Origin of the sequence: Mycolicibacterium wolinskyi, assembly GCF_002101965.1 — a bacterium.
Taxonomy (GTDB): Bacteria; Actinomycetota; Actinomycetes; order Mycobacteriales; family Mycobacteriaceae; genus Mycobacterium; species Mycobacterium wolinskyi.
In genome coordinates this window covers 133,774-146,752 of record NZ_LQQA01000005.1, presented here as the reverse complement: position 1 = coordinate 146,752, position 12,979 = coordinate 133,774, and the positions used below count along the sequence as shown (strand labels likewise).

The 12,979-nt window shown below is 68.5% G+C and carries 12 protein-coding genes; 6 read left to right on the top strand and 6 right to left on the bottom strand.

Features of this window, described 5'->3' with window-relative positions; genetic code table 11:
* The first annotated feature begins 4 nt into the window (after positions 1-4).
* Genes AWC31_RS02605 through AWC31_RS02590 form a run of 4 tightly spaced genes read left to right on the top strand, consistent with a single transcriptional unit; the run spans position 5 to position 3,376 of the window.
* Positions 5-1,207: an MCE family protein gene (locus AWC31_RS02605; protein ID WP_085142420.1), complete on the top strand. Its 1,203-nt coding sequence runs from the start codon at positions 5-7 to the stop codon at positions 1,205-1,207.
* A gap of 39 nt (positions 1,208-1,246) precedes the next feature.
* Positions 1,247-1,669 carry a PPOX class F420-dependent oxidoreductase gene (locus AWC31_RS02600; protein ID WP_085142418.1) on the top strand — a complete coding sequence of 141 codons (423 nt, stop codon included), beginning with the start codon at positions 1,247-1,249 and terminating at the stop codon, positions 1,667-1,669.
* 20 nt (positions 1,670-1,689) lie between these two features.
* Positions 1,690-2,121 (top strand): hypothetical protein, encoded by a 432-nt coding sequence (locus AWC31_RS02595; RefSeq protein ID WP_085142417.1) that lies wholly within the window; start codon positions 1,690-1,692, stop codon positions 2,119-2,121.
* Complete coding sequence (locus AWC31_RS02590; protein WP_085142415.1) at positions 2,114-3,376, top strand: hypothetical protein; 1,263 nt, start codon at positions 2,114-2,116, stop codon at positions 3,374-3,376. The genes AWC31_RS02595 and AWC31_RS02590 overlap by 8 nt, the downstream gene beginning before the upstream one ends.
* Here the strand turns inward: AWC31_RS02590 and AWC31_RS02585 are convergent.
* The 4 genes from AWC31_RS02585 to AWC31_RS02570 are packed head-to-tail and all read right to left on the bottom strand — an operon-like array spanning position 3,297 to position 9,170.
* Positions 3,297-3,944, bottom strand: coding sequence for an Rv0804 family intramembrane glutamic endopeptidase (locus tag AWC31_RS02585; RefSeq protein WP_085142413.1), 648 nt, complete (start codon positions 3,942-3,944; stop codon positions 3,297-3,299). The genes AWC31_RS02590 and AWC31_RS02585 overlap by 80 nt on opposite strands.
* Entirely contained in the window at positions 3,944-5,671 is a 1,728-nt protein-coding gene (locus AWC31_RS02580) for an alpha/beta hydrolase (protein ID WP_085142411.1), read from the bottom strand. Before AWC31_RS02580 ends, AWC31_RS02585 begins: the two co-directional genes overlap by 1 nt.
* A complete protein-coding gene (gene purL / locus AWC31_RS02575; protein WP_085142410.1) occupies positions 5,668-7,965 on the bottom strand; it encodes a phosphoribosylformylglycinamidine synthase subunit PurL in 2,298 nt (765 codons plus the stop codon). The genes AWC31_RS02580 and purL overlap by 4 nt, the downstream gene beginning before the upstream one ends.
* A complete protein-coding gene (locus AWC31_RS02570; protein ID WP_085142813.1) occupies positions 7,962-9,170 on the bottom strand; it encodes a cation:proton antiporter domain-containing protein in 1,209 nt (402 codons plus the stop codon). Before AWC31_RS02570 ends, purL begins: the two co-directional genes overlap by 4 nt.
* 62 nt (positions 9,171-9,232) lie before the next feature.
* Between AWC31_RS02570 and AWC31_RS02565 the strand changes: the two genes are divergently transcribed.
* Both AWC31_RS02565 and AWC31_RS02560 read left to right on the top strand, forming a co-directional pair.
* Positions 9,233-11,047, top strand: a complete 1,815-nt coding sequence (locus AWC31_RS02565) for a thiamine pyrophosphate-requiring protein (RefSeq protein WP_085142408.1) — start codon at positions 9,233-9,235, stop codon at positions 11,045-11,047.
* A 50-nt stretch (positions 11,048-11,097) separates the two neighbouring features.
* A complete protein-coding gene (locus tag AWC31_RS02560; RefSeq protein WP_067846554.1) occupies positions 11,098-11,328 on the top strand; it encodes a hypothetical protein in 231 nt (76 codons plus the stop codon).
* Here the strand turns inward: AWC31_RS02560 and AWC31_RS02555 are convergent.
* Together AWC31_RS02555 and AWC31_RS02550 are read right to left on the bottom strand one after the other, a co-directional pair.
* Entirely contained in the window at positions 11,321-11,680 is a 360-nt protein-coding gene (locus AWC31_RS02555; protein WP_067846557.1) for a VOC family protein, read from the bottom strand. The genes AWC31_RS02560 and AWC31_RS02555 overlap by 8 nt on opposite strands.
* A gap of 15 nt (positions 11,681-11,695) precedes the next feature.
* The gene (locus AWC31_RS02550; protein WP_085142406.1) at positions 11,696-12,943 is read right to left on the bottom strand and encodes a M18 family aminopeptidase; all 1,248 of its coding nucleotides are present in this window, start codon (positions 12,941-12,943) and stop codon (positions 11,696-11,698) included.
* Between the last annotated feature and the right edge of the window lie 36 nt (positions 12,944-12,979).

Here is a 12,979-nt window from a genome sequence, read left to right as displayed (position 1 = left end):
CAAAGTGTTTGTCGATCGCCACAATCCGCCGTACAAGGCGGCCGGTGCGGTGTTCCTGGTGGTCGTGACACTCGTTCTGGCGTTCATCGCGCTGCTGTTCCGCGGCACGCTCGAGCCGAAGGTCCAGCTGACCCTGCTGACCGCGCGGGCCGGGCTCGTGCTCGATCCCGGCTCCAAGGTGACGTACAACGGGGTACCGATCGGCCGGGTGGCGTCCGTCGGCACCGTGTCCGACGACAACCTCAAGGCCAGGGTGCTTCTCGACGTCGAGCCGCGCTATCTGAGCCTGCTGCCGGCCAACGTGGAAACCTCGATCCAGGCCACCACGGTGTTCGGCAACAAATACGTGTCCTTCCGGTCGCCGGAAAGGCCGAGTGCACAACGACTTTCGCCGACCACCCCGATCGACGTGTCGACGGTGACGACCGAGTTCAACTCGCTGTTCGAGACCATCACCAAGATCACCGAGCAGGTCGACCCGGTCAAACTCAACCAGACGCTGTCGGCCACCGCGCAGGCGCTGACCGGCCTCGGTGACAAGTTCGGCGCATCGCTCGTCGACGGAAACGCGATTCTCGACGACCTCAACGCACGGATGGCCCCGCTGCGCCGCGATGTCAGCGGGCTTGCCGATCTGGGCGAGATCTATGCCGCGGCCGCGCCCGACCTATTCGCCGGGCTCGACGACGCGGCACGCAGCGCCGCCACGGTGTACGACCAGCGCAGCGACGTCGACGCCGCGCTGATCGCCGCGATCGGGTTCGCCGGCACCGGTTCCGACATCTTCGAACGCGGCGGCCCCTACCTGCAGCGGGGCGCCGAGGACCTGATACCGACGTCGAAGCTGCTCGACGACTACCGCGGCATGATCTTCTGCACCATCCGCAACTATCACGACGCCGCCCCGGGCCTGAAGGCCGCGCTCGGCGGCGACAACGGCTACTCCCTGGAGTCGTACGGAACGCCCATGGGCGCCGGCAACCCGTACGTCTATCCGGACAACCTGCCCCGGGTCAACGCCAAGGGTGGCCCGGAAGGGCGGCCGGGCTGCTGGCAACCGATCACCCGCGATCTGTGGCCCGCGCCGTACCTGGTCATGGACACGGGCCTGTCGATCGCGCCCTACAACCATGTCGAGTTCGGTTCGCCTCTGTTCGTCGACTACGTGTGGGGCCGCCAGATCGGCGAACCGACCATCAATCCGTGACGTTGACATCAACGTTCGTTGAGGTTCTACGTTGGCGGTATGACATTCAAACCGCATGAGATCGCGTTCCTGAACGAGGCCGATCTGGGCCGGCTGGCCACCGTCCAGCCCGACGGCACGCTGCAGAACAGCCCGGTCGGGTTCAGCTACAACGAGCAGCTGGGCACCATCGACGTCGCCGGCTACCGCATGTCGCACAGCCAGAAGTACCGCAACATCGCCCACAACAACCGAGTGGCCTTCGTCGTCGACGACATCACCTCGCGTGACCCGTGGCGGGTCCGCTGCCTGGAGATCCGGGGTACGGCCGAGCAGGCCCAGGTGCCGGTAACCACCGGCAAAGGCGGCGACGAGCTGGATTCCGCCATCATCCGGATCACACCGCAACGCATCATCAGCTTCGGCATCGACGACCAGGAATCCGAACCGCACCAGCTCGTACCTGACATCAGATCGGTCTGATCGGCTCTACCATCACAACCGTGGGGGGAAATCAGCGGTCGGCCGGCGGTATCGCGCTGGTGGCGGCCCTTGCACTGTCCGGCTGCGCATGGTTCGGCGGTGACGGTGAGCGGGACCGTTTCGTCCAACCAGGTTCGCCGAAGGTGTCGCCGTCGGGGCACTACACCGCGGCGGTCGACACCAGGGCCGCCCGGAGCGGCGTCGGTACCTGGGTCGCGGTGATCATCGATGAGTCGGGGGCTGAGGTGTTCCGCGACGACTACGCCTACAGCACGCGGCACGGAGCCGGCATCACCTGGCTGTCGACCGACGACCAATTGTGGTTGCTGTCAGGCGATGTCGGTGTGGCACACGTCGACCGCGGTAGCGATGGCCGGTGGAGCAAGACGGCCGTCACCCCCGAAACACGCGGCAGCGTGCCCGCCGAGATCCGGGAATTGATCGATGCCTAAGCGCGCGGTGTCCGGCCCCGAACAATCAGGATACGTTCCCGCCCCGCTACAACCGTGGCGCGCGACGGGCCTGTCGCTCGCCGTGATCGCGAGCGCGGCCTTCAACGGGATCGGCACGCTGTGCGCAGCGATCGTCGCGGCGGTCGTGATCTGGGCGCTGGTGCGGCTGCACCGCCAGGCACCGCGTTCGGCGTCGACCGGTGACCTGGTCGCGTCGACACTGGGCGCGATGGCCGGGAGGTTCACGAGCCTCATCCAATTGGTCGCCTACGCCGTGCTGGGGGTCGGGGCCGCCGCCGCCCTCGGATTGCAGCCGTTGACCGGTGTGGCCGATCCCGCAACCGCATTGGCGAGCTGGTGGTGGCCGGCCTGGTCGGTCACCGCGGTCATCGCCGCGGCCGCGATCGTGACGCAGGTGCCGACGAGGGCAGTGGGTGCGGTGGCCGCGGTGCTGGCCGGGGCGGGTTTGCTCGTGTATTTCTATCTCGCACTGGCGGTCATGGCGAAGGTGGCGTCGGGTACCTCGCCGAACGTGTACGGGCCGGCCGGCTTCCCGACGCCGTTGCTGATGGTGGGCGCGGTGATCCCGCTGGCACTCGGGCTCGCCGGATTCGAAGCCGCGACGGCGGCCAGCGGCCGGCTGTCGTCGGTCGGCCGTCCGCTCGGCGCGGCGGTGGCCGTGACGGCGTTGGGTGCGGCGACGCTGCTGGTCGCCACGAACATCAGCACGCTGCGCGGATTCCATTACGACGCCGCCTATCTGTCGCTGATCGTCGTCGAACTTTTCGGAGAACTCGGCCGCTACTGCCTGATCGCCGGCAGCGTCTGCCTCAGCGCGGCCGCGGCGCTGGCGGCCATGTGGGCGGCGATGTACGTGAACCGCCGGCTGTTCGGCGCCGGCCTGGTGCCCGCCGTGCTGCTGCCCGCGGCGATGTGCGTGCTCGCCGTCGCCGTCTGCCGATTCCAGACCGCGACCGGCAGCGTCGCGCTGATCACCGCGGCACTCCTGCTGCTGGTGGTCTACCTTCTTGTGGCCGAGGCGAATTCGCGGACCGAGGGCGATGGGCTGGCCACTCAGGCCCCCCGGGTGCTGATGGTGGTCGTCCTGGCCGGCGCGGTGTTGATCCCGCTGCGCGCAGGCGATTTCGAGGCGCCCGCCCTGTGGCCGGTCGCCGTCACGGCTGTCGTCGTAGCCGTTGCAGCGCTGCTGGCCCGCGTTGGCACGCAAACGCAGCGATCGCCCCTGCCTCATTGATCGCCAGATGCGCCAGTATGGGCGCAGCCAGGCTGCCGGACCGCCGTGCGAGCCAACCCAGACCCCACCCGGCCACACCGGTCACCAGCACCGTCCCGATGACGGGTTCGCCGGTCGCGCGGGCATCGGCGATGTGGGACAACCCGAATGCCGTCGCCTGCAGAAGCTGGCCGCCCTCGGGGCCGAACGCCGTTGCGCCCACGGCGCTCAGGGCGGCTCGGAACGCGGCCTCCTCCGACCAGACGGTGCCGACCGGGATCCGCAGCAGCAGCCAAGCAGCGGCGGGTGGCAGTTCGCGGAGCACCATCTCCGCCCGTACCGCGGGGACGGCGGTGGTCGCCGCGACCCCCGCGGTCAGTACACCGGCCGCCGCGACGCCCAGCTGAAGCCCGGACCACAGCGCGGGCGGGCGCAGTCCCGGCCGTGACCCGGTCAGCACCAGCAGCCCGGTTCCGGTCAGCGCCCGCACCCACGGTTGCCAACGGGCCGGCAGGCGCGGATCCACCAGACCGTTCCACGCCACCAGGCCTGCGGCGAGCGCAACCGCCCGTAACTTCCTGCCCCGCATCAGTATTCGGGACCGTCGTTGCCTGCGCTCTTCTGCAGCGCGACGCGGATGCGCTCGGTGTCCTCCGGCGTCCAGCCCGGCGGCGGCGCGACCGCGGCCCATCCGTCGAGAACCCACTCGCCGTAGTTGTGTCCGTGCCCGGCGGGCACGCTCGAGGCGTTCGTCATGTCGGCCGCCACCTGCCAGAAGGTGATGATGGGGTACCACCGCATGGACGCCGTGCGGTCTCCGCCGGGCGGCTCGACCAGCCAATCCGGCTGGGAGAAAAGCAGATCCGTCGACCACCAGACGATCGGATCGGACGGATGCTGCATGAACAGCACGCGCGTGCCCTCCCACGGTTCGGCCGCGTCGCGAGCGATCTCTTCGGCATCGGCGGCTTCGGAGAACCGAACGGTGCGGCCGTTGTCGTAACGCGGCCGGACCTCCGGGGTGCCCGGGTCCCGCCGCACCGTCAGCCCTCGCCACAGCGGGCTGGCGTTCGGTGGGCCGACCCACAGCACCGACGAGAAACCCATTCGGGAGATGTCGGGCAGCCAACCGAAGGCACCCTGTCCGGCCATCGATCCGAGGCTTTCGCCGTACAACACCAGCTTCGGCCGATGCTCGGGCGGCAGCCGCTGCCAACGTGCTTGTATGGCATCGATCATCATCCGGCCCGTGTGCATGGATCTCTGCCGGTCACCCATGAACGAAATCCAGCTCGGCAGATACGAATACTGCATGCCGACCATCGCGGTGTCGCCGTTGTACATCAACTCGATCGCACGGGCCGCGATGGGGTTGACCCAGCCGGTGCCCGTGGTCGGGACGATGACCAGCACCTCGCGATCCCACGCATCGGTGCGTTCGAGTTCGCTCAACAGCACCGCGATCCGCTGCTCATCCGTGTCGGCGGTCTGCAGGCCGGCATAGACCCGGATCGGTTCTCGCGCCGGGCGTCCGTTGACCTGTTCGAGTTCGTCGGGCCGCGGGCCGGTCGCGACGAAGTTGCGTCCTTGGAAGCCGAGCGTGTCCCAGGCGGCGAAAGACTCTGGGCTGCCCGACCTTTCCGGTTCCGTTGGCTGAGCCACGCCCTCACGTGTGGTGGTGTTCTGCGGCTGGAACACCCGGCTGGCTCCGGCGAGAAAACCACGGTAGATCACGCCGTTGACGAGCATGACGACGAGCACCACCACGATGGCGGTGCCGATGAACTGGGCGACTTCGCGGTGCAGATGCCAGCGCCGGATGAGCACCTTGGCGAGCAGGCGAACCGTGTCGCGCAGTACGCGCGCGGTGGCGATCAGCGCACCCGCGACGGCCACGGCGATGATCAGTGTCCGCAGGTACCCGAGAGTGGCCGGGCCCTCGATGCCCATGAGCCGGGACACCTGCCGTTGCCACGCCGCTGCCGGGATCAACATCAGCACACACGCCGCAGCGGCACCGCCGACGACAAGCGTCTTGGCCCACAACAACAACCACTTGCGGGGCGGCCACCATGACCGGTTCCATAACACGAAGCGGTACAGGGCTTTTCCGATAAGAACACCGAGCCCGTAGCCGATGGCCGCGTTGATCCCGCCGATCAGGCCGGCGAACAACCAGTCGCGCGGCAGCAGCGACGGGGTCAGCGAAAGGCAGAAGAACAGCGCGCCGACGGCGATGCCGACGAAGTCGAGTCTGACCAGGCTCCAGGCCCAGAGCAGCAGAGGGTGACGTTCGGTGTGGTTTTCGACCCTCACCCGAACAGCCCGGGCAGCACGCCCTCCGACGTGCTCCGCAGCTCCGAAAGGGTGATGCTGAACTGGCCTTGCACTTCGACCGAATCGCTGCCCTGGTCGACGACGCCGATCCGGGTGACCGGCAGGCCTCTGGCCTCGCACATCGACCGGAACCGGCTCTCCTCGGTGCGGGGCACCGCGACCAGTACGCGGCCCGCCGACTCCGAGAACAGCGTCACGAAGGGATCGGCCCCTTCGGGAATGATGACGCGGCAACCGGTTTCACCGGCCAGGGCGGCCTCGACGACCGCCTGGATCAGTCCGCCCTCCGAGAGGTCGTGTGCGGCGGAGAGCAGCCCGTCGCGCGACGCCGCGGTCAGCACCTCGGCCAGCAGCTTCTCGCGGGCCAGATCCACCTTCGGCGGCACGCCGCCGAGGTGGTCGGCCGTGACCTGCGCCCAGATCGACCCGTCGAACTCGTCGTGGGTGTCACCGAGCAGCAGCAGCGTCTCGCCGGGTTCGGTGCCCAATCCGGTTGGGATGCGGCGCTTCACATCGTCGATGACGCCGAGCACGCCGACCACCGGGGTCGGCAGGATCGCGGTGGTGCCGGTCTGGTTGTAGAAGCTCACGTTGCCGCCGGTCACCGGAATGCCAAGGGCCGCACAGCCATCGGCCAGGCCACGCACGGCCTGGCTGAACTGCCACATCACGCCCGGGTCTTCGGGGGATCCGAAGTTGAGGCAGTTGGTCACCGCGACCGGGGTGGCCCCGGTGACCGCGACGTTGCGGTAGGCCTCGGCCAGTGCCAGCTGTGCACCGGCGTACGGATCGAGCTGGGTGTAGCGACCCGACGCGTCGGTGGAGACCGCGATCCCGCGGCCCGTGGTCTCGTCGATGCGCAGCACCCCACCGTCGGCGTGCTCGGCGAGAACGGTGTTGCCGCGCACGTAGCGGTCGTACTGCTCGGTGATGAACGCCCGGCTGCACAGGTGCGGGCTGCCCACCATGGCGAGCAGGGTCGCTTTGAGCTCGTCGCCGGTCTGCGGTCGCGGCAGCTTGGCGGAGGTGTCGGCGATCAGCGCGTCCTGCGTGTCGGGACGGGCCACGGGCCGCTGGTAGACCGGCCCCTCGTGGGCGACCGTGCGGGGCGGGACGTCGACGACGGTTTCGCCGTGCCACGTGATCTGCAACCGGTCGCCGTCGGTGACCTCACCGATCACGGTGGCCAGCACATCCCACTTACGGCACACCGCCATGAACTTGTCGACGTTGTCCGGGGTGACCACCGCGCACATGCGTTCCTGCGATTCGCTCGACAGGATCTCGGCGGGGGTCATGTTGGCGGCGCGCAGCGGCACGGTGTCGAGCTCGACCCGCATACCGCCGTCCCCGGCGGAGGCGAGTTCGGATGTCGCACAGGACAACCCGGCACCGCCGAGATCCTGGATACCGACCACCAGGCCGGCCGCGTAGAGCTCGAGGCAGCACTCGATGAGGACCTTTTCGGTGAACGGGTCGCCCACCTGAACGCTCGGCAGCTTTTTGCGGCCGGGTCCGGACCCTTCGTCTCCACCGAACGTGTCGGAGGCCAGCACCGAGACACCGCCGATGCCGTCGAGACCGGTGCGGGCGCCGAACAGGATGATCTTGTTACCGGTGCCCGAGGCGAATGCGAGGTGCAGGTCTTCCTTGCGCAGCGCGCCGACACACAGCGCGTTGACCAACGGGTTGCCCGCGTACGACGGGTCGAACACCGTCTCGCCGCCGATGTTGGGCAGGCCCAGCGAGTTGCCGTAGCCGCCGACACCCCGCACGACGCCGTCGAGCACGCGCCGGGTGTCGGGGGCGTCGGCAGCACCGAACCGCAGCTGGTCCATGACCGCCACCGGCCGCGCGCCCATCGCCATGATGTCGCGGACGATGCCGCCGACACCGGTGGCCGCACCCTGGTAGGGCTCGACGTAGGACGGGTGGTTGTGCGATTCGACCTTGAACGTGACTGCCCAGCCGTCGCCGATGTCGACGACGCCGGCGTTCTCGCCGATGCCGGCCAGCATGCCGGCGCGCATCTCATCGGTGGTCGTCTCGCCGAAATAGCGCAGATGCACCTTGGAGGATTTGTAGGAGCAGTGCTCACTCCACATCACCGAGTACATCGCCAGCTCGGCGTCGGTGGGGCGACGGCCGAGAATCTCGCGTATCCGCTGGTACTCGTCGTCTTTGAGACCGAGTTCGCGGTAGGGCTGGGGGTGATCGGGGGTGGCGGCTGCCCGCTGCACCGAGTCGATGTCGTGGGTGAGCTCAGACGTCACGGAGCCAGTTTAGTTTGTGTTCGCTGGTAGGCGCGGGCAGCCGCGGGTGCGCCAACGCCGTGGATGATCACACTGCCCAGAACCGCGACCACCAGGACGAGCGCGACTGTGTGCTCGGCCACTCCACCGAGCGCGTTGAACGCCAGCAACCCGAACACGATCGACGTCACACCCCGCGGGCCCAGCCAGCCCAGCAGCAGCCGCTCGCGCCAGCTCACGCGTGATCCCAGCATCGCCACGAGTACCGGCAGAATCCGCACGACGGTCAGCGCGAGCAGGCAGAACACCACAAGCCCGAGCGGCACGCCCGTGCTCAGCGCGACCACGGCCGTCAGCCCGAACACGAACCACATCACCGCGGCCAGCAGGAATCCGACGTCGTCGACGAGCTCGAGTTCGGCCCGGAACGTCGGCGAAGACCGCAGGTAGTTGAACGCGATGCCGCAGACGAAGGCCGATACGAACCCGTTGCCGTCGACGCCGAGGCTCAGGCCGAACGACAGGAGCGGCGCCACCACCAGGATCAGGCGGTTGGCCTGGTCGGTCATGAGCGCGCGCCGTTCGGCGGCATTGGTCAGAACCGCGAGTGCCGCGCCGACGACGACACCGACGAGCAGCGCCTTGACGGCGGGCGGCACCGCGGCCGCCAGTGCGTCCAGCGGGGTTCTGGCGCGCGTGTGCTCGGCCGCCAGCACCACCGCGAACAGGAAGACGGGTGAGACGATGCCGTCGTTGTAGCCGGCCTCGACGTTGAGCAGCCCGCGCACGCGCTCGGGTATCCGCTCGTCGCGCAGCAAGGTCGACGTCGGCGCGAAGTCGATCGGCACCACGATGCACGCGATCACCAACAGCACCGCCCAGGACAGGCCCGGCAGCAGCCACAGCCCCAGCAGCACCGAGAGCGCCAGGCCGATCGGCATCGCGATGAACAGCATCCGCAGCGCCGATCGCGGGTCGGAGCCGAGGAATCCGCCGCGGACCTCGGTCGCATCGACGAACAACAGCACCGCCAGGATGATCTCGGCGACGTGCTCGGCAGTGTCGGTGTTGAGGGTCTCGGCCAGCACGTCCTGCGTGGTGAACCCGACCGCCACGCCGGCCAGCACGAGGATCATCGCCGCGGTCAGCCGCAGCCGTTCCAGCTTCTGCGACAGCAGCGCCCATGCGACCAGCACAACCGACACCGCGACGAGCGACAGCACCACGGACGTGATCATTCCAGCGTCACGGCCGGTTATTCCGGTGGCGACACGGGTAGCCCCGGCACATGAGCCAAACAGTCGCCGAACATGTTCTTGACCGTCTCCGCCAGTGGCAGGTCGAGCAGGTCTTCGGCTATCCGGGCGACGGAATCAACGGTCTCGTGGCCGCTTTCGGGAAAGACGAGTCGGCCGGGCCGAAATTCGTGCAGACCCGGCACGAGGAGATGGCCGCGCTCGCGGCGACCGGCTATGCCAAGTTCTCCGGCAATGTCGGCGTGTGCCTCGCCACGTCGGGTCCCGGCGCCATCCACCTGCTCAACGGCCTCTACGACGCCAAGCTCGACCACACCCCGGTGGTCGCGATCGTGGGCCAGACCGCCCGCAGCGCGATGGGCGGCAGCTATCAGCAGGAGGTCGACCTGCAGGGGCTGTTCTCCGATGTCGCCAGCGATTACCTCGTCGAGGTCAACGTCGCGAGCCAGCTACCGAACGCGCTCGACCGGGCCTTCCGCACGGCCCGCGCCCGGCGGGCGCCCACCGCGGTCGTGATCCCCTCGGATCTGCAGGAGCAGCCGTACGAGCCGCCCGGCCATGCGTTCAAACAGGTGCCGTCCAGCGGACCGCACGACGCGCAACCTGTGCTCGCCCCGGACCCGACGGCCCTGCAGGCCGCGGCCGACATCCTCAACGACGGGTCGAAAGTGGCGATCCTCGTGAGGCAGGGCGCCCGCGGCGCGGCCGACGAGCTTGCCCAGATCGCCGAGCTCACCGGGGCCGGGATCGCCAAGGCGCTGCTCGGCAAGGACGTGCTGGCCGACGACCTGCCCTATGTCACCGGATCGATCGGGCTGCTCGGGACCCGACCCAGCTACGAGCTCATGCGCGACTGCGACACCCTGCTCATCGTCGGCTCGAATTTCCCGTACAGCCAGTTCCTCCCCGACTACGGCCAGGCCCGTGCGGTCGAGATCGACATCGACGGCGCCAACATCGGCATGCGCTACCCCACCGAGGTCAACATCGTCGCCGATGCGAAAACCACGCTCGCTCAACTCGTGCCGCTACTGACCGCGAAATCCGACCGCGGCTGGCGCGAAACCGTGCAACGCAATGTCGCGCGCTGGTGGGAGACCGTCGAACGGCAGTCCATGCTTTCGGCGAACCCGGTCAACCCGATGCGGGTGGTGTGGGAGCTCTCGGCCCGACTGCCGGACTACGCGATCGTCACCGGCGATTCCGGATCCTCGACCAATTGGTACGCGCGCTGCCTGCGCTTCGGGCCGACGACCAACGGATCGCTGTCGGGCACGCTCGCCACCATGGGCTCGGCCGTGCCCTACGCGATCGGCGCGAAGTTCGCCCAGCCCGACCGCCCGGTGATCGCCCTCGTCGGCGACGGCGCGATGCAGATGAACGGGCTGGCCGAGTTGATGACCATCCGCCGGTATCACCGGTTGTGGGCGGATCCGCGGCTCGTGGTGTGCGTGTTCCACAACAACGATCTCGCGCACGTCACGTGGGAACTGCGCGCGATGGGCGGGGCGCCGAAGTTCGAGGAGTCGCAGAACCTGCCCGAGGTGTCCTACGCCGACGTGGCGACGACGATGGGCATCCGGTCGATCACCGTCGACGATCCCGACCAACTCGGGCCGGCGTGGGATGCGGCACTCGCCGCCGACGAGCCCGTCGTGCTCGACGTGCACACCGACCCGGAGGTGCCGCCGATCCCGCCGCACGCCACGTACGAACAGATGAAGGCCACCGCCGAGGCCGTCGTCAAAGGCGATCCGAACGGCTGGCACCTGTTCGCCGAGATCGCCAAGAACAAAGCGGCCGAACTGCTTACGCATACGGGTTTGCCTTCTCGGAGCCAGGGGTAGGCCCACGACGTCACCCAAAATCAAGGATCGAAGGAGAGTGACCCAAACCCATGAGCGCAACCACTGAAACCGGCCATGTGACCGGAACCAAGGACAAGAACTACAACCTCATCTGGTACACCGAGCAGTGCCTGGAGAACGCCCTGCGGATGGAAACCTTCATCGCCGATGCCGAGCGTGACGGCGACAACGAAGTCGTCGAACTGTTCCGCAAGGCGCAGGCCGACAGCCGCAAGGGTGCCGAGATGGCCAAGCACATGCTGGCCAGCCGGATCAAGTAGAGGCCTGCTCGGCCGCAATACAGAATGCGTTGCCCTCGGGGTCGGCAAGGACCACCCAGCTGAACTCAGGACCGAAGCTGTGCCGTCCGGTTTCGCTGGCCCCGAGCGACACCAACCGTCCCACCTCGGCCTCGACGTCCGCGGCGGCGAGGTCGAGGTGCACCCGATTCTTGCCCGGCGTCGGATCCTCGACTCTCTGGAAACCGAGCCGTGGCCCGTTCGGCCGCACCAGAGCCACGAATTCTCCTGGTGCAAAAGCAGTTACGTCGCCGCCGACGGCTCCCGCCCACCATTGGGCGAGCGCGTCGGGATCGGTGCAGTCGAAGGTGATCATCTCCACGCTGAGGGTCATGGAGCCGACCCTAGATCAAGCCGGTGACAAGAACGCCCGTAAAGCCGACGAGTAGGCCGCCACATCGTGGGCGCCCATGAACTCCCGCGCCGAGTGCATCGCGAGCTGGGCGGCTCCGACGTCGACCGTGGGGATGCCGGTGCGCGCCGAGGTCATCGGCCCGATGGTCGATCCGCACGGCAGGTCGGCGCGGTGCTCGTAGCGTTGCAGCGGCACACCGGCCTGATCGCACGCCAGGGCGAAAGCAGCCGCGGTGCGCCCGTCGGTCGCGTAGCGCAGGTTCGGCTGCACCTTGAGGACCGGCCCGGCGTTCACCGCGATCTGGTGGCCCGGCTCATGGCGGTCGGGATAGTTCGGGTGCGTCGCGTGTGCCATGTCCCCCGAGGCCACCATCGAGCCGGCGACCCGCCGCAGGAAGTCCTCGCGCGTGCCCCCGGCCGACAGCGTGATCCGCTCCAACACCGTCGGCAGCAGCTCCGATTGCGCGCCGTGATCGGAGGTCGACCCGACCTCCTCGTGGTCGAACAGCGCCAGCACCGGGACGTGGCCGTCGGCGTCTGCCGCGAGGAACGCCTCGAGCCCGGCGTAGCACGTCGCCTGGTTGTCGAGGCGCGGCGCACTGACGAACTCGCCGCCGGCGCCCGTGACCGCCGACGGGGCGAGGTCATGCGTCATCAGGTCGAAGCCCAGCACGTCGCCCTCGGCCACACCGGCGCACTCGGCGACGAAGCCGACGAACGAGCGCGGCCGCTCCCCCAGGCCCCACACCGCGTTGACGTGACGCTGCGGGTCGGGGCTGACGCCCTTGCGGTCCTCGGACAGGTGGATGGCCAGCTGGGGAACCCGCAGAATCGGGTCGTCGATCCGGACCAGCTTGTGCTCGATGCCCGTGCCGCGACGGACCGAGAGCCGCCCGCTGATGCCGAGGTCGCGGTCGAGCCACGAGTTCAGCCACGCGCCGCCGTAGGGCTGCAGCGCGACGACCTGCCAGCCCGCGACGACCCGGTCCGGGTGCTGTTTGACCCGCAGGTTGGGGCTGTCGGTGTGACCGCCGACAACCCGGAAGGGGCCGTCGCCGGTCTTCCAGGCCACCAGCGAGCCCGCGCGCACCGTGAAGAAGTTCCCGGTTGCCTGCCAGCGGTCCGTCTCGTCCACTTCGGTGAAACCGGCGTCGAGCAGCCGCCGCGCTGCGGTGGCGCACACATGGAACGGCGACGGTGAGGCGTCGATGAATTCACACAAGCTCTGGGGGCTAGCTGCCATATCTCTATCTTGACCGGGATTTCGGCGCGCTCCGCG

Excerpts from the sequence above, each read along its gene's own strand:
- AWC31_RS02600 (WP_085142418.1), top strand. The coding sequence starts at position 1,247 with ATGACATTCAAACCGCATGAGATCGCGTTCCTGAACGAGGCCGATCTG.
- AWC31_RS02590 (WP_085142415.1), top strand. The coding sequence starts at position 2,114 with ATGCCTAAGCGCGCGGTGTCCGGCCCCGAACAATCAGGATACGTTCCC.
- AWC31_RS02585 (WP_085142413.1), bottom strand. The coding sequence starts at position 3,944 with ATGCGGGGCAGGAAGTTACGGGCGGTTGCGCTCGCCGCAGGCCTGGTG.
- AWC31_RS02565 (WP_085142408.1), top strand. The coding sequence starts at position 9,233 with ATGAGCCAAACAGTCGCCGAACATGTTCTTGACCGTCTCCGCCAGTGG.
- AWC31_RS02560 (WP_067846554.1), top strand. The coding sequence starts at position 11,098 with ATGAGCGCAACCACTGAAACCGGCCATGTGACCGGAACCAAGGACAAG.
- AWC31_RS02555 (WP_067846557.1), bottom strand. The coding sequence starts at position 11,680 with ATGACCCTCAGCGTGGAGATGATCACCTTCGACTGCACCGATCCCGAC.
- AWC31_RS02550 (WP_085142406.1), bottom strand. The coding sequence starts at position 12,943 with ATGGCAGCTAGCCCCCAGAGCTTGTGTGAATTCATCGACGCCTCACCG.